The following is a 15,140-nucleotide window of genomic DNA, read 5'->3' as shown; positions in this document are numbered from 1 at the left end:
CCTAGCACTCCTTAATCAGCTCCATTGCCGTTTTAAATCCCATTACAAATCCAACCATCTCCGAACTCGCCGATATGCTCCCCGCACATTCGTCAACATCGCTGAAGCTCTCGCTCTTCATTATTTTATCTATTTCAGGTTCCACATACTTTTTATATAATTCATAATGTTCCGGCTTATCCTGTGACTTATAATGTAACTGCATTATATTTTTATATTCTTCCATTAAAAAATACCTCCTAAATTTATTGATTGAGGTATCCGTATCTGATATAATATATTTATCAGTTGGGTAACCTCTGGTGCATAAGAGATTAGGTGCGGTCGGCAAACTACAGCCTTTTCTCTTATTTTTTTATATCGGTTTCCAACTTTTTTATCCCTGCACTTACAGCTTCACTTTTATTAACTTCATATTGTTCACAATATAAATCCAATATTTTTTTATCTTTTTCATTTAATCTAACACCAAGCTTATAAGGCTTCGGATTATTAGTTGGTCGCCCTATTTTTTTAGACAACTTTACACCTCCTAACTTTTGTCTAACATAAGTATATATTATTGTCTAACAAAAGTCAAGAGATATTTATACCTTTATAAAATATTTAAACCACCTTAACCTCACTCCCCAAATCACTTCTCCCCCTCTTCGGCTTCTCTGCCTCAAAGTTATAGTGTCTAGGTCTCTTCTCTTTCGGTATCGTCATTTCCTGCTGTTCTCTTATGTTGTATGCTATGGCAAGCCCCATTACCAAGTCGTCGTGGGCTCCCATTGCCGCTTCCGGTCTGCCTTTCTCATTCCTTACGAATGTAAGCATTTCTTCCAGCGTATCTTTATCCACTATCTTCTCTCCCTCTTCTCTGACTATTTTTATAAGGTTTGCTATTATTATGGGTCTCGTCAAAGAAGTAGTCACAAATCCGAAGGCTTTTACCATCTTCTTTGTGTATGTATCTTCTCTTTCTCTCACATACATTTTAGGATATTTAAGTCTTTCAAGCTCCTTATTGGGATATGTGGAGTAGTTCGCCTCTATCCCTACCAGTGCGTCGTTATAATATTTCCCCAGACAGTATACCTGCCTTGCATATAAGTCCTCATCAAATTTATTTTTCATTGTGCATACTTGCTGCCCCGTTACATTGTTTATTACATGAGCCGTGAAGTTGTCGCTCCCGTCTCCCGCAGTATCTCCTCCGATAACATAAGGATATCTCCCCTTCACATCTTCGTATATATTTATATATCCTCCCGCGTCCTCTATCCACCTTATATTCGTTATATCCTTCCCGTCATAGTCGTATAAGAAATATCCCCTCTTTACGGGTCTTATGTCCTTTGCAAGCTGATTGTTCACTACACCCACATCGAATACACTGTCTCCCAGAACTCCCCACATTCCCAGACAGTACACATTGTAATAATATATATCCGTGTCCTTGTAGCTCTCAAGCTCTCTCTTGTAATCCTCATCAATGAACCTGTTGTCTTTATAAGTGGTATGAAGATATGTAGCCTTGTCTTCGTTTATCAGCTTCAGCTTTATCCAGTGATTTATATCTATGGGGTTAAGGCTCATCACTATCTGCTTCTTGCTCTTTCCCCCTCTTAAACGTACATTCAGCTGCTTGTAGTCGTCCTCTTCTATCTCGCTGGCTTCCTCTATCCATACATCCGTAAGCTCTCCCGTTTCAAATGTCGTGGATTTGATCTTTTCCACGTCGTCAAGCCCTTTGAATATTATCTGATTTTTATTAAGCTTGCATGTTATGCTCATATCGCTTTTGTTAATCAGAAAATACTCTCCCAAGTTCCATTTATAAATGACCTGCTTGAACAGTGCAAAGGTAGAAGTCCTGTTGGTGTTCCCCGTCTTCCTTGCCACAAGTACGTTGCATAGATCACTGTTAAGTATCTTATACACATACCTCTGTACCACGAACACGCTCTTCCCGCTTCCCGCACCGCCGTAAAAAATAAGAAGCCTGTCTTCGTTATCGATATAAGGAAGATAGACCTCATTGAATACTTTCTTTGATATTTCAATATTTATTTCACTTTCATTAATCATCCGTAAGCGTCACCTTTATAGTTTTCTTGCTGCTGTCCAGCTCCACCTTCTCCGTAAACAGTCCATACCTCTTACCGATCAGCTCCGCTGCCTTCAGCTTTTCTTTCTCATCCGGGTTCTTCCTTATCTTCCTCGCACTGGACTCCCCAAGCCCCTCTCCTTCGATAACCACTATCTCCGACTCGCTCTCTCCTCTTACCACCGATGTCAGATACTCCATTATCTCCTCGGCTTCCGCTATCTTCTTTCCCCTTATCTCACTGAGCCTTTCGTCTATATAAGCCTTTATTTCAGGTTTTCTCAAGTTCTCACTCCCGATAGAGTACGCACTCTTCTTCGCATACCCCGCCTTGATAGCCGCCTCGGTGGCATTTAAGCATATTATATATTCATCACAAAAACGCTTCTGCTTCTGTGTCAATTTACCTTCCTTTCCCATTCTTACCCCCCTGTTTACTTAAAAAAACAGAGGGTTCGCCTCTGTTTTATATCTAAAAAGACAGAGTTTTAACTCTGCCTCTAATTCCCTAATAACATAATAACACATTTTTTCTTAAAAAATGTCCCAAGATTGTCCCAAAATTGTCCCAATTTTTAATTTGGATTAATTTTAGCACTCCATAATCAGCTCCATTGCAGTCTTAAATCCCATCACAAATCCCAACATCTCCGAATTTGCCGATATGCTCCCCGCATATTCGTCAACATCGCTGAAGCTCTCACTCTCCATTATTTTGCCAAGCTCAGGTTCCACATACTTTTCATACAACTCATAATAATCTTCTCTATCTTGTGACTTATAATATAATTCCATCATTATTCTATATTCTTCCATTAAAAAAACTCCTTTTCAAATTTTTTTGTATTTGACAGAAGTTTCAATCCATAGTAAAATATTTATAGATAGATACTTCTATCGGTTTTGATGTAAGCTTGTGGCTTTAGTCGGTGGCAGCTTACATCTTTTTTTATTTTATTTTTAATTTTTCCTTTAATAAAGATATTCCCTCTATAACTGCATTTACACGTTTAGTATTCATCGCATCAGCACATTTCTGAATATCCTCAATTTCTTTTTTTGACATTCTAAAACCGATTTTCTCACTTCTGGGATTATTTGTCGGTCTGCCTATTTTCTTTCTATCTATAATAAACACCTCTCAATCTTGCCTTTTCATAACATAAATGTTATCATATATATAGTATCGGACGGTGGCAAGTACCGCCCAATACTTAAACAGTGTTTGAAGCTTTGCTTATTTAAGTAAGGCTTCTATTTTTTTTATTGCTTCTTCTTTGCTGTCACTCGATTTGATTATCTCTATAATCATTTCAAGTACTGTTTTAAATTGTTCATTGGTCATTCCATTTTCCATAATATCCCTTTCTGGCTCTTGCCTCCGTACTCGTTAATGTTTTATTAACTGTAATTATATTATACATTATGGTCGACCATAAGTCAATAGTTATTTAAAATTTCTTTATATTGTCAAGCCTAAAATATAAAAAAGACAACTTTTTGTTGCCTTTATCCTCTACGACAAGAAAATATTTATAAAATACTGCTGACCTCTTCCCGTTACCTTAGGAGTCCTTGATATACTGATGTGTCCGTCACTATGAGTTATAGCTGTTTCCTTTATTTCAAATAAGTGTTTATCCATACTTCTTTGAGTAGGCATATTATAATTACTTCCCTTTCTTCTTATCAAATATCCGTTCTCCCTGAGCCACGAAAAAAGTCTATTCTGACCTATCTCAATTCCATTTTGTTTTAAAAGCTTAGCAAGCTCTCCAATTAATATTGACTGTTTGGAAGATGTGACTGCGTCCGCAAAAATCACTTTCGGTTTATCAGTTTCTAACTTATTTTGAAGTTTCTTCATCTGTCTGTCTGCCATTTTTAAAGCTCTTGCCATTACAAGCTCGGGAGTGTTAAACTGACTTTCGACTTCTATAAAGTACTGTCTAATTTGCTTTCCCTTTTCGCTTCTCTGAAGCATACAAATTTCTTTTGCCATTTCTATTGTAAGCTGGTGGTCTTGTTTATTCTGTCCTCCATGAATTTCCCTTTCCAAATTAGGAAAGCAAGTTAAATAATCTGCATTTTCGGTAAATCCATATTCACACATTCTTCTAAACCAAGTCGTATAATTACTGTTTACTTCCAACATCCTATGTAAATCTCTTCCAAGCACAGTCGGTCTGTCATTTTCATAATTTATTTTAATCAAATCATTCATTTATAATCCTTCCTATCTTTTCAATCAATCCTCTCTTTAGCCTATAATACCCGCTCTTACTTACCCCGCACCTCCTATACACCTCATAATCCCTCATCCCCTCAAAATACTTCCCCTCTACAATAAGTCTTTCAGTATCACCGAGTGTACTCATAGCCGTCTCTATCCGTTTACAAAATAAAGTGTCTTTCTCTATTTTTTTATTCAAGACTTCTTTTGATTGATAAAGCTCTATCGCTTCTTTCTCCGTAGTGTTGCTTATGTTTGAAGTTTCTACCTTTATCCCGTCGTAAACGACTGCCCCAAGCTCCGTCTTTCTAAGCTCCAGCTCTCTTATCTTCAGCCTGTTTATCTCTATCTGCTTCTTCCTTAAAGGATAATCGTACAACATCGCCTCTACATGTTTATACCCCGCCATATCTACCCTCTTTTATTTATCATGATCATTCTCGCTTCTCTAGTCTTTATGTACTCTTCTTCCATATCTTCATACATAGCCAGCTTCAAATATTTATCAAAGTGTTTCTCTCTTCCGCTGCACTTCGCATACGTCCCCTCCATACTCTTTAAATACAAATTCCCACCTACTGTCATCGTCAGCCTGTCCTTTTTCATCCTCTCCTCCTATAATATCAGCAAACACTGCTTAAGCTCATCTTCCTTTATGTTTACTCTTCTTTCGCTCACGCTTCTCGCTCTCTTTTCTTCGCTCCCTTCGCTTATGGTCATAGTTACCTCCATACAGTAAACACCTTTTTCAAATCCCCAAATGCTCACTTCCGTATATGTAGTCTTTGAATTTATGTTCGTCTCTTTCTTAAAGAATGAAAGTAAGTCTTTCCTGTTCGTTCCGGTTACTTTATATCCCTTTAACTCTGCATATTCTTTTAAACCTTGTTTTAAATCATTCATCAGTGCAAGCTAAGCTCCTTCCTCTTGTTTATCTTTTTAAGTAATTCCTTCGGTGCTTCTTTCCTCGTCATCTTTTTGTCACACTCCTCTACGTCGCACCCTCTTCTTTCTCCCGTAAGGACCATATAATCGCAGTACTTTTCTCCGCTTCCCAGCCTGCCTAAGAATACGCAACCTCTACAATTTCTCTTTTTATCCTTTTCGCTCTTTATAAGCCCCATACGAAGTGCCTTCATCCTTACAGTATCCGTGCTCTTGTTAAGCTTCTCGCCTATCTTGCTTGCTATATCTTTTCCCCATCTCTCTTTTAAATACTTCTCTTCCGCTTCAGTCCACTTTTTCATCCTTTATCCCTTCTGCCTTTGATATCTTCACTCCCCCGGATATATCATTAAACTCCCCGCATGAAAAGTCACCCTCTACATAACTTTTCTTCTCATGACAAAATAACCTCTTATCCGAAAACAGCATGCTTTCATTCTGATAAATACAGTTTTTACATATCTTTTCCATTTATCCCTACTCTCCCTCCGACATCATCTTTTCAATATCATCTTCACTGTAGCTTTCATATTCCAAATCGCTCTGCAAAGTCTCCTTACCGCTTTTACCGCTCTTGTTATTTCTCTCCCTCTCTTTTTCGTCCCTTGCCCATTTGAGTATGGTAAGGTAATGACTCTTATAACTCTTTCCCGTACTCCCGATATAATAGCTCAAATCTTCTATACGCTTTTCATAATCCGTATATTTCTTCTTGAGCTTTTCGTACTCTTCATCACTAAGAAGTACATTTCTAAATTCACCGTATATATGTTTACTTTTCTTTACTTTACTTTCCTTTACTTTACTTTGTGAAGAACTGCATACATTTTTGCCTTTTTTGTATACATTTTTTTCCTTTTTGCTTACATCTTGATAATTTGGGCTTACCTTAATAAGGAGGTACCTTGAATCGACTTCTACTGAAGTACGTCTCTTAACTATCTTGAAATACCTTTTTTGTATCCCTCTCGAAGTCAATATCCCGTACTTTTCATAAAGCTCTGCACTAAAAATACCCCGCCTTAGGCACTGTTCGATTATTTCAGACACGACAGAACCACCCGCCAAGCCTACACGCTTGGCAAACAGCTTTGCAACGTCCGAATCCCATTCACAATAATAACCGCCCGAACCGTATATCTTTTGGTATAGTTTAACTATTATCGCAAACCCTTTCAGTCCGAAATCTGCCTCGATAAAATCGAACTCATCATCAAGATGTACATCCAAAGGAAAATACTTTATCCCGTTGTCCATATGTACATCCTTTCACGAAACAATAACGGCACCTCAAATTGAAACACCGATACGACCCCGTATAAATTTAACGAAACGGTATCACCACCCCGAAGAACGGTAATACGACCCCGATTTTTTTTTGAGACTATACTGTAACCCCATTAAGAACGACAGCATAACCTCCCTTGTCCATATAAATATATAAAAAAATGAGGGGATTTATTTTTGAGTCCATAGGAGGATACTCCTCCTTTTTTTATTTTATAATCATGCCCCTCTCCATGTTTATACCTCTACTGTTTTTTATTAAATATCAAGTAAAGGAACTTTCTTTCTGATTTTTTCTATCTCTCTGTCCTTTACTTCTCTTTCTATCTTTAAAGCCTCTATATCATTGTGAAGCTCTATTACATGATCCATCAGCCTTTCCATATCAAAGGCAGTCATCTTGTAATAACTTCCCCTGTTAAGACTGTCTTTCATACCTTCGAATATGTAGCTCACCGCTCCTCTGTAGCTTCCCGTTACAAGAGTGTCATAACATTTGTACTTATCCATATTTACCGCCCTTTAAGACGCTCTGAGCTATGGATATCGTCTCTTTTCCTCTCTCGGCGAATATATATCCGTCCATCAGCAAATCCCTTTCAAATTGCTTTATATCATCATTGGAAAACTTTTCTATAAGGATACCGAACAGCCCTTTATAGTTGACCGTCGTGTCGCTTATTATATCTCCCTTATCTCTATCCATAACCGTAATCTTATAAAGCCTGTTTTCCTCAACTGCTTTATCCGCCAAGGACCTTATCTTATACTTTCCGAGTTCGGCGTTTTCCCTTTCAAGCTTGTCCGTGTATATAAATAACTCCCTTACGTCTACCCGATTAAGAGTTATCCCTTTATCGTTCCGGTAAGCCTTAAGAAATCTTTTGAATATGTAACTCAGCGGATGTGATGACTTTGTCAAATTCCTAAAATCCTGCATACGCTAACCACCTGCCTAAATAACTTCCCAGGGATATTATCACTATCCCTATAAATAACCCCATAAATAATCCGCATAACATGGGATGATCTTCGATATTGACAAATTCCTTAAAAAATGCTAGTATCTTAGTAGATATTTTGATTGAACTGCTTTTTTGCTTGCCGGCATAAGCGGTTCTTTTTTTATTTTCTCTCATTTTCATCCTTCCTTTCCCACATGCGGATATACAAGTTTTCCCTCAAGCCATGCTTCAAGTCTGCTTTCTGGGATAACAAATATATTCTTCTCATATTCATCTTCACACTTCACACAGCTCCCAAATGGCAGCACTCCCTGTATAATCCCCCTTCTTATTGCCCTGGTACTCTTATGTAACCTAACCGCAACTTCCTGTACCGTAAGCATTTTTACTTCTTCCATATCTTCTCCTTTCCTCTTTATATTCAGCCGATAACGGACGAGAGAAGCAGATTATAGACTAAGTTGAATAAATTTAGGGGATGTGTGCGTATTCCTTATTTATTCTTTGGGACTTCTCCCGCCCGGTACCGACTGAATACTTTTATTATTTTTTCTTCTTTATTTCTTTTTATGTAAAGCAAATATATTTTTATCTGCTTTTATTAAAACTTAAACTGTACGCAGGTGCTAAGCAGAAAACTTAATAAATCGGCTCTGTAAAATGGTACACTTGCTACAAAATTCATATATTACATATTTTTAAAAGGAAAAAATTATACTACCTGCGTACAGTTTAGGTCTTAATGTTTATTACTTAGACTTTTTTCTTTCCATACAATAAATATCTATTAGTTTTACTAAATCCGATAATGTCACTTCCCTGCTTCCGAAAGCCAAAGAATATTCCTTACCTTCCTTTTCCAGTTTGTTGATCCTGTCTTCCATTTCTTTAATTTTGTTTTATAAAACATACCCTCTACCTCTTTGCTTAATCATCTCCCTTGCTATGTTACAAATTCCGACATATAATAAATATACAGGTACTGCAATACCGAGTAACATAGAAAGGAGACTAAGATTTTATGCCTAAATCCGATAAAGAATTGGCTGTTGAACTTGCTATAGCCCAAATCAATAATGCTGCTATTACAAAACCCGAAGATTATAAATCAGGAGCATTACCATCGTCTACTATATGTGATATGATCGAACTTTTTTATACAAAACTTTCTTCTTTAGAAACCAATGCAGAATAAAGTTTAATCATTTTATCGGTAATCTTCAAAAGTTCTTCAAAAGAACAATCTTTTGACTTCTCTGCCAATAATTCAAGTTGTTGACAGAGAATTTCCTTAGATTTATCCATTTTTTCCTCCTTAGATTTTTTATCCAAAAATCCCCCAAGGTCTGAGAAGATATAATCCGAGAAGCAAATTGAATACTACCCAGATAAAATACATCCGGAAACTTTCCGGGTTTATTTTTTTATATATAAACAGACAAATAATAGCAGCAAAAAATACTATTATGTATACCAAAGTTCCTCCATCCATTCCCTCTACTCCATTTTTTTATAATTTTTCGCAAAAACCTCTCTTATGTTATATTTTCCGATATATAATGTATATACAGGCACCCCAATTGCCGAGTATAGAAAGGAGATTTTATTTTATGACAGACAATGAAAAACGTGCACATGATATGACAATGCTTTTATTACCAATATTCCAAAAAGATTTATTTGATAAAAGTAAATCAGATAACTATGATGCGGACTGCATAACTGAAGCATATGTACATATATTTAATGATTTTTATACCAGATTTAATAAAATTATTAAAAAATAATGAAAAGGCTCAAAAAGAGTCTTTTTTATAACCTTTCATCTTTCATGCTAATCATAATTTCCTTACTTGTAATTTCAAGTATCTTTACCGCTTCTCTTATAGTTAAATTATGCTTTTGCAACACTTCAAATAATTCAAATCTTATATCCAACAGATCTTTATCCAATCCGTAAAATAATCTATTACCTTTTTCTTCTTTTCTTAATTTCATTCCTCTACCCCACGTCTTTATTTATTTCATCTTCCGTCATAAATAAGTAATCAAATGAACATTTGAAAATTTTACATAATCTCTTTGCTTCATGGATATTAAATTTGCCTGTTTTTTTCTTGCTTTCATATGAAACACGAGATAAATTCAAATTCTTAGCTGTCATTTCATTAGTTAATTTATTTCTAGCTTGTTCTGCATCTAAATTTGGGAACATTATTTTACCTCTCTTTTTATTCGTTTTGTCAACTTTATATGTATAATATATCTTATTTGACGTTTTGTCAATATATTTATAAAATATTTTTGTCAAAATGTCAAGTTTTTATTGACTTTTTCAAAATGACAACTTATAATTACCATAAAAGGAGATATAATGAGTATTTTTAGTGATAATTTAAAAAAATTTAGAAAATTAAAAAATTTCAAACAAAAAGAAATAGCTGAAATGTTAGAGATAGATACCTCAACTTATTCAAATTATGAAAATGGGAAAAGAGAGCCCAATATATTAACAATAAAAAAAATAGCTAAAATATTAAATGTTTCAGGAGATGATTTATTGGGTATCAAATCAAAAGAAAAAAATAAACATTTTTTAAATAATAGAGAAATGTCACATATCAGTAAATATAGAAAACTAAATGAACCGCGTCAAAACAGAGTCGATAAAATAACGGATATGGAACTTGAAGAACAGGAAGAAGAAACGTTAAAATCATCTTCTTCTAAATTTTTAAAAGGATAAGAAAGTTACAAAAATCGACAATTTATATATAATTGATTTTAAAAATAAAGATAAATAGTGGGTAATTTTTTAATATTTTTTATTGAAAGACTTGATTTATACAGGTAATACCTGTATAATATAGTTATAGAAATAAGAAAGGAAAAAAGATATGGAAAAAGTAAAACCAAAGAAAAAAGAACCCACTCCATATGAAATAGCAAGTTTAGGTTTGCAGGGATTAGCACTCTTAATAGCAACCATAACCTTTTTCAAGAAGTAAGTTCATGAGGGGCACTGCCCCTCAATCAAATAATACCATATCTTTAAAAAAAATACTATGAAAAAATTAATAATTTTGCTTATGTTTTTAAACTTAATCATTTTTACAATATTAATAAAATCAAGCTTATCTGTAAGTCTTATTATAGCATTGCTTACAATCTTAAATATTTTTCTCGTAATAATTATAAGTAAAAATGAAAATAACCATAAATAATAAAAGAGGTATATAATGACAAATAAAAAATTTTCCGAAACATCAAAGGGAAAGGCAAATGAACGTTACGATAAAGCAAATACAATAAGAGTAAGTTTAAAATTAAATAAAAATACAGACGAAGATATAATAAATGAAATCAGTACAAATATGCCTAAATCAACACAAATAAAAAAACTTATAAGACTTGGAATTGAATACAAAAAAATTTTAGATAGTAGTAAGTAATAAATATAAGGAACTCTCGAGAAATCCTCGATAGTTTAAAAAATATAATTCGCTAAAAGTGACGTATATTTAAAACTTCAAAAAAAGTATTGACATTTAAGAATTCAGGGAATAATATATATGTATAAAGGCACACGTGTATTTGTGTTACCTTTATATATAAAGTTAATTAATCCCTGGCAGTACGCCTCTTAATCTATACCAAGAGTGCCGAACCTGGGGATTTTTATTGTGAAAGGATAAAATAATGAATAAAACAGCAATTTTAGTAGACGGAGGATTTTATAGAAAAAGAGCAATGTACCTTTGGGGAGATAAATCGCCTAGTGAAAGAGCCCTTGAATTGAGTAGTTATTGCAAAAGACATCTAAATGAAAAAATTGATGGTGTAAAGACTAAAAATGATTTATATAGAATTTTCTACTATGATTGTACACCTATATCTAAAAAGGTATATCATCCTTTACTAGACAGAACAGTTGACTTTTCTAAAACAGATACATATAATTGGACTGTTGACTTTTTAGAATCATTAAAAAAAGAAAGAAAATTTGCACTTAGGCTAGGCAGATTAGCTGAAGAGCAAGCTGAATATAAATTAAAAAAGGAACCCTTAAAAAAACTATTTAAAGGAAGTATAACTCTTCAAGATATAACAGAAAATGATTTTTTCATTGATATAAAACAAAAAGGCGTTGATATGAAAATTGGAGTAGATATTGCTTCTCTTGCTTATAAAAAACAAGTTTCACAAATAATTTTAATTTCCGGTGACAGCGACTTTGTCCCCGCTGCAAAGCTTGCAAGACGTGAAGGTATTGATTTTGTACTAGATCCATTACATTCAAGTATTAAATCAGATTTGTTTGAACATATAGACGGATTAAACACAAGAGAAAACAAACCTCCAAAAGGCGAAACAATTAAATTTAACCTAAAGAAAAAATAAATAAAAAAGCCCCTATCCTCTACCAAAGGATAAGAGCTTACAGAGTGCATTAATTATAATACACCCAACATCAATAGTATTATAGTTCAAAGCACTCTTATTTGTCAAATCAAAAAAACAAATAAAGGAGTGTTATTTTTATACCATGAAAAACCCAAACAAATTCGGGACTTGTTATAAATTGTCGGGAAAAAGGAGAAATCCCTATATAGCAAGAGCCTACACAGGAAAAAACGAATACGGAGAACCTATATATAAAACCATAGGTTACTTCAGAACCAAAACCGAAGGCAACAAAGCCTTAATGGAATATAATTATAATCCCTATGACATTGATAAATCCAAATTGTTATTTAAAGATGTATATGAGCTATGGTTAAAACAGTATAAAGAATATAATCCATCATCTAAAGCAACGGAAAATTATCATAAAGCATTTAAATTACTGTTCCCTATCCATAACGAAACCTTTTCCAAATTAAAGGGATACCATTATCAAAGTATCATAGATGATCTCGGCAAGAAATATACTTTTAATTATCTCAAATACGTGTATAGTCTTTTAAGACAGATATATAAATTTGCAGTGGTAAATGATATAAGTCTTGCTGATTATTCCAAGGGACTCAGAAAAACAGGGAAAAAGAAAAATGAACAGGATTATCTCACACAGATAGAAGTAGGAATGATTTATAAAAATTTAAATATTGTTGAAAATGCTGATGTTATACTGACTTTATGTTTAACCGGAATACGTCCAAGTGAATTATTTAATATTACAAAGTTTAGTGTAGATTTTAAAAATAAAATAATAAGCGGTATCGGGATAAAAACCGAAGCGGGATTTAATAAAAGGATCCCTATTTCCAAATTTTTGGAACCTATACTCATAAACAGATATAATAAAGCGGATACATACCTTTTTGCGAAGCCCAACGGGCTTAAAATGAATTATCAGTACTTTCTAAATCATATTTACAAGCCTTGCCTAAAAGAGCTTGATATCCCTTATAAATCTCCTAAAAGCACACGTCATTTTTTTGCTACATTTACCAATGAATTAAATCTTAATAAAAAAGCAAGAACAAGTATCTTAGGTCATACAAACGTTAATTTTACCGATGAAACTTATACCCACACCGAAGATAATTTCCTTAAAAAGGAATATAACAAAGTCGATACAATGCTTGGTGACCTGTTTAAATCTCAAACAAAAAACTAACAAAACCCTTTATTTAAAGCTATAAAACGGCTTGAATAAAGGGTTTTTGCTTTTTCCAAAAAGCAAACTTAGGTCTTCTTTTTTTGCCCATTTATACCTTGAATTTTATTTAAACTATAAATAGTTTGATTTATTATATAACTTAATTAATACATTAAAGGGGCGCGGAATCTGCCAAAGGCAGGCGTAGTGCCCCGCTTTTTCTGCTATAACCATTAATATTTTCTAAGCAAATTAAAAAATATATAGCTTTATTAATTTCCAATTAGGTAACCATTAAAATCAATAAATTATATAAATTAACTGATATAATAAATTAAACATATACGGAGGGTAATTATGAAAGAAAATTTACAAATCAAGGTTTTAAATAAAAAATTAAAAGAGAGTATCAATAGATTTATTCCTACTTTTATATTTACTATAATAATGTTTTTATGTACATTTGTAACAAATATAGGTTTATTTAAGTACGATATATCTGAATTTACAATGAGTTTAATAACGGGAATAATCGTATCTATACTTGTAAACATATTTTTTGAGTATAAAAAACAAGATAGCAACAAAACAAAAAATAACATTCTATCTATTGTAATTTCATCTTTTGTAACAATAGTATTTTGTATACTTCTTTTATATACGAAAGGTGGTTACAAAGATTTAGTTCATTTAGCTTATTACGGTATTATCATTGCAAGTTTACTCATTATGATATATACAATATATACTTCCGAAAATGAAAAAGCATTATTTATACATTTATTTGCTTCATTTATGCTTACTGGTATTATATCTATAATGATATACTTAGGTCTTTCTATATGCTATTCGGCTTTCGAACTTCTTATTTTTAATTTCAAATACCTAAATATGTTTATGATTATTGCTTCATTTTCTTTTTCAATAATATTTATAAATTTCTTTTTAACATTTATACCAAAGAGAGAAGCAGAAATAAAAACATCTAAAATATATACAAATATTATAAAAAAAGTAATGCTGCCTTTGTACACTATCCTTATAGGTGTATTATATCTTTATATTTTTAAAATCATATTTACAGGTACAATTCCCGTTGGAGAAATGAACCCATACGCGTCGCTTGCACTGCTCGGATATATATTTTTATATCTAAGTATTAATAATATAAATAATAAATTCATACTATACTTTAAAAAATATGGAAGTTTTGTACTGATTCCTATAATAATTACACAATTAATATTTATAGGTATAAGGATAAACGCCTATGGTCTTACCCCTTTAAGACTACTTTCATTGATCCTTATATTTATAGGAATTATATTTTTAATATGTATCATAACTAAAAAGAGTATAAAATATCCGTTTTTGATTGGAGGAATCATACTTTTAATATTTACAGTCTCTCCATTCAATTTATATAGTATATCTAACAAAACACAGGAATTAAGACTTATAAAAGTGCTTGAGAAAAATGATATGTATAAAGAAGGAGTAATAATAAAATCAAATGAATTAAGTGAAGAAGATAAAAATACTATTGAAAGCTGTCATAATTACTTGATTTCATCCTCGGGCGTAAAATCAAGATTGGTAAAATTTATATCCGATAAAAAAGATACGACTTATCTATATGGTTTTGAGTTTAAAGAAAATAATGATGAGTACTCGAATATAGTAGATAATGATAAAATCACTTATTCCTTTGACTATGATATAGACGATAAAGGTTTAAATATAGATGAATATAGTAAAATGTTCCGGATAAAAAGTGACGCCTTAGTTTATAGAGGTAAATATATCAAAAATAAAAACGGAGAAAATGTAAGTTTTGACTTTACTGATTATTTTAATGAATTATATGAAAACAACAAGGAAAATAACAATAAAACTATTAAAATGATATATGAAAAAGATAATGTCAAAGTAGTATTCACTTATTTGGATTTAAAGGTTAAAGATAAAAATATTATAAACTGTTCATACGAAGGCATATTATTTATAAAATAA

28 protein-coding genes are annotated in these 15,140 nt (G+C 32.7%); 7 read left to right on the top strand and 21 right to left on the bottom strand.

Annotated elements, in window-relative coordinates; translation table 11 throughout:
* Position 1: 1 nt before the first annotated feature.
* From ANASTE_RS01705 to ANASTE_RS12285, 17 genes are all read right to left on the bottom strand, one after another.
* On the bottom strand, positions 2 to 226 hold the full coding sequence (locus ANASTE_RS01705; RefSeq protein WP_007049162.1) for a hypothetical protein: 225 nt from the start codon (positions 224 to 226) through the stop codon (positions 2 to 4).
* 121 nt (positions 227 to 347) lie between these two features.
* The gene (locus ANASTE_RS12025) at positions 348 to 521 is read right to left on the bottom strand and encodes a hypothetical protein (protein WP_007049161.1); all 174 of its coding nucleotides are present in this window, start codon (positions 519 to 521) and stop codon (positions 348 to 350) included.
* Positions 522 to 606: 85 nt separating this feature from the next.
* A complete protein-coding gene (locus tag ANASTE_RS11185; RefSeq protein WP_007049160.1) occupies positions 607 to 2,073 on the bottom strand; it encodes a PBSX family phage terminase large subunit in 1,467 nt (488 codons plus the stop codon).
* A complete protein-coding gene (locus tag ANASTE_RS01695) occupies positions 2,066 to 2,512 on the bottom strand; it encodes a terminase small subunit (protein WP_007049159.1) in 447 nt (148 codons plus the stop codon). The genes ANASTE_RS11185 and ANASTE_RS01695 overlap by 8 nt, the downstream gene beginning before the upstream one ends.
* A 171-nt stretch (positions 2,513 to 2,683) precedes the next feature.
* Positions 2,684 to 2,908, bottom strand: coding sequence for a hypothetical protein (locus ANASTE_RS01690; RefSeq protein ID WP_007049158.1), 225 nt, complete (start codon positions 2,906 to 2,908; stop codon positions 2,684 to 2,686).
* A gap of 700 nt (positions 2,909 to 3,608) precedes the next feature.
* Positions 3,609 to 4,316 carry a phage antirepressor KilAC domain-containing protein gene (locus tag ANASTE_RS01680; protein WP_007049155.1) on the bottom strand — a complete coding sequence of 236 codons (708 nt, stop codon included), beginning with the start codon at positions 4,314 to 4,316 and terminating at the stop codon, positions 3,609 to 3,611.
* Positions 4,309 to 4,734 carry a hypothetical protein gene (locus ANASTE_RS01675; protein ID WP_007049154.1) on the bottom strand — a complete coding sequence of 142 codons (426 nt, stop codon included), beginning with the start codon at positions 4,732 to 4,734 and terminating at the stop codon, positions 4,309 to 4,311. The genes ANASTE_RS01680 and ANASTE_RS01675 overlap by 8 nt, the downstream gene beginning before the upstream one ends.
* Before the next feature lie 2 nt (positions 4,735 to 4,736).
* Positions 4,737 to 4,931 (bottom strand): hypothetical protein, encoded by a 195-nt coding sequence (locus ANASTE_RS01670; protein WP_007049153.1) that lies wholly within the window; start codon positions 4,929 to 4,931, stop codon positions 4,737 to 4,739.
* A 9-nt stretch (positions 4,932 to 4,940) separates the two neighbouring features.
* Positions 4,941 to 5,228, bottom strand: coding sequence for a hypothetical protein (locus tag ANASTE_RS01665; protein ID WP_007049152.1), 288 nt, complete (start codon positions 5,226 to 5,228; stop codon positions 4,941 to 4,943).
* The gene (locus ANASTE_RS01660; protein WP_007049151.1) at positions 5,228 to 5,572 is read right to left on the bottom strand and encodes a hypothetical protein; all 345 of its coding nucleotides are present in this window, start codon (positions 5,570 to 5,572) and stop codon (positions 5,228 to 5,230) included. Before ANASTE_RS01660 ends, ANASTE_RS01665 begins: the two co-directional genes overlap by 1 nt.
* Positions 5,556 to 5,741 (bottom strand): hypothetical protein, encoded by a 186-nt coding sequence (locus tag ANASTE_RS01655; protein ID WP_007049150.1) that lies wholly within the window; start codon positions 5,739 to 5,741, stop codon positions 5,556 to 5,558. The genes ANASTE_RS01660 and ANASTE_RS01655 overlap by 17 nt, the downstream gene beginning before the upstream one ends.
* Before the next feature lie 6 nt (positions 5,742 to 5,747).
* Complete coding sequence (locus tag ANASTE_RS11180; protein ID WP_007049149.1) at positions 5,748 to 6,527, bottom strand: DUF4373 domain-containing protein; 780 nt, start codon at positions 6,525 to 6,527, stop codon at positions 5,748 to 5,750.
* Between the two features lie 288 nt (positions 6,528 to 6,815).
* Positions 6,816 to 7,067 carry a hypothetical protein gene (locus tag ANASTE_RS01645; RefSeq protein WP_007049148.1) on the bottom strand — a complete coding sequence of 84 codons (252 nt, stop codon included), beginning with the start codon at positions 7,065 to 7,067 and terminating at the stop codon, positions 6,816 to 6,818.
* Positions 7,060 to 7,497, bottom strand: a complete 438-nt coding sequence (locus ANASTE_RS01640) for a hypothetical protein (protein WP_007049147.1) — start codon at positions 7,495 to 7,497, stop codon at positions 7,060 to 7,062. Before ANASTE_RS01640 ends, ANASTE_RS01645 begins: the two co-directional genes overlap by 8 nt.
* The gene (locus ANASTE_RS01635; RefSeq protein WP_039944595.1) at positions 7,484 to 7,696 is read right to left on the bottom strand and encodes a hypothetical protein; all 213 of its coding nucleotides are present in this window, start codon (positions 7,694 to 7,696) and stop codon (positions 7,484 to 7,486) included. Before ANASTE_RS01635 ends, ANASTE_RS01640 begins: the two co-directional genes overlap by 14 nt.
* Positions 7,697 to 7,698: 2 nt before the next feature.
* Entirely contained in the window at positions 7,699 to 7,920 is a 222-nt protein-coding gene (locus tag ANASTE_RS01630) for a MerR family transcriptional regulator (protein ID WP_007049145.1), read from the bottom strand.
* 351 nt (positions 7,921 to 8,271) lie between these two features.
* The gene (locus tag ANASTE_RS12285) at positions 8,272 to 8,406 is read right to left on the bottom strand and encodes a hypothetical protein (protein ID WP_007049143.1); all 135 of its coding nucleotides are present in this window, start codon (positions 8,404 to 8,406) and stop codon (positions 8,272 to 8,274) included.
* 137 nt (positions 8,407 to 8,543) lie between these two features.
* Between ANASTE_RS12285 and ANASTE_RS12020 the strand changes: the two genes are divergently transcribed.
* Complete coding sequence (locus ANASTE_RS12020; RefSeq protein WP_007049142.1) at positions 8,544 to 8,717, top strand: hypothetical protein; 174 nt, start codon at positions 8,544 to 8,546, stop codon at positions 8,715 to 8,717.
* Here the strand turns inward: ANASTE_RS12020 and ANASTE_RS11855 are convergent.
* Positions 8,678 to 8,827, bottom strand: coding sequence for a hypothetical protein (locus ANASTE_RS11855; protein ID WP_156777664.1), 150 nt, complete (start codon positions 8,825 to 8,827; stop codon positions 8,678 to 8,680). The two genes, ANASTE_RS12020 and ANASTE_RS11855, sit on opposite strands and share 40 nt — an antisense overlap.
* A 19-nt stretch (positions 8,828 to 8,846) precedes the next feature.
* Positions 8,847 to 9,014 (bottom strand): hypothetical protein, encoded by a 168-nt coding sequence (locus ANASTE_RS11850; RefSeq protein WP_007049141.1) that lies wholly within the window; start codon positions 9,012 to 9,014, stop codon positions 8,847 to 8,849.
* A gap of 118 nt (positions 9,015 to 9,132) precedes the next feature.
* Between ANASTE_RS11850 and ANASTE_RS11845 the strand changes: the two genes are divergently transcribed.
* Positions 9,133 to 9,309: a hypothetical protein gene (locus ANASTE_RS11845; protein WP_156777663.1), complete on the top strand. Its 177-nt coding sequence runs from the start codon at positions 9,133 to 9,135 to the stop codon at positions 9,307 to 9,309.
* A gap of 25 nt (positions 9,310 to 9,334) precedes the next feature.
* Here ANASTE_RS11845 and ANASTE_RS01625 read toward each other — a convergent pair whose 3' ends face one another.
* A complete protein-coding gene (locus ANASTE_RS01625) occupies positions 9,335 to 9,520 on the bottom strand; it encodes a hypothetical protein (RefSeq protein WP_007049139.1) in 186 nt (61 codons plus the stop codon).
* A 4-nt stretch (positions 9,521 to 9,524) separates the two neighbouring features.
* Positions 9,525 to 9,737 carry a hypothetical protein gene (locus ANASTE_RS01620; protein ID WP_039944593.1) on the bottom strand — a complete coding sequence of 71 codons (213 nt, stop codon included), beginning with the start codon at positions 9,735 to 9,737 and terminating at the stop codon, positions 9,525 to 9,527.
* Positions 9,738 to 9,896: 159 nt separating this feature from the next.
* Between ANASTE_RS01620 and ANASTE_RS01615 the strand changes: the two genes are divergently transcribed.
* From ANASTE_RS01615 to ANASTE_RS01595, 5 genes are all read left to right on the top strand, one after another.
* On the top strand, positions 9,897 to 10,268 hold the full coding sequence (locus tag ANASTE_RS01615; RefSeq protein ID WP_007049137.1) for a helix-turn-helix domain-containing protein: 372 nt from the start codon (positions 9,897 to 9,899) through the stop codon (positions 10,266 to 10,268).
* A gap of 493 nt (positions 10,269 to 10,761) precedes the next feature.
* Positions 10,762 to 10,974, top strand: a complete 213-nt coding sequence (locus ANASTE_RS01610; protein WP_007049136.1) for a hypothetical protein — start codon at positions 10,762 to 10,764, stop codon at positions 10,972 to 10,974.
* Between the two features lie 247 nt (positions 10,975 to 11,221).
* Complete coding sequence (locus tag ANASTE_RS01605; RefSeq protein ID WP_007049135.1) at positions 11,222 to 11,923, top strand: NYN domain-containing protein; 702 nt, start codon at positions 11,222 to 11,224, stop codon at positions 11,921 to 11,923.
* Positions 11,924 to 12,068: 145 nt separating this feature from the next.
* Positions 12,069 to 13,145, top strand: coding sequence for a tyrosine-type recombinase/integrase (locus ANASTE_RS01600; protein WP_007049134.1), 1,077 nt, complete (start codon positions 12,069 to 12,071; stop codon positions 13,143 to 13,145).
* Positions 13,146 to 13,484: 339 nt separating this feature from the next.
* Positions 13,485 to 15,140: a DUF4153 domain-containing protein gene (locus ANASTE_RS01595; protein WP_007049133.1), complete on the top strand. Its 1,656-nt coding sequence runs from the start codon at positions 13,485 to 13,487 to the stop codon at positions 15,138 to 15,140.

This window comes from Anaerofustis stercorihominis DSM 17244 (assembly GCF_000154825.1).
Lineage (GTDB): Bacteria > Bacillota > Clostridia > Eubacteriales > Anaerofustaceae > Anaerofustis > Anaerofustis stercorihominis.
The sequence above is the reverse complement of the archived record's forward strand: the minus strand, read 5'-3'. Positions and strand labels throughout refer to the sequence as shown.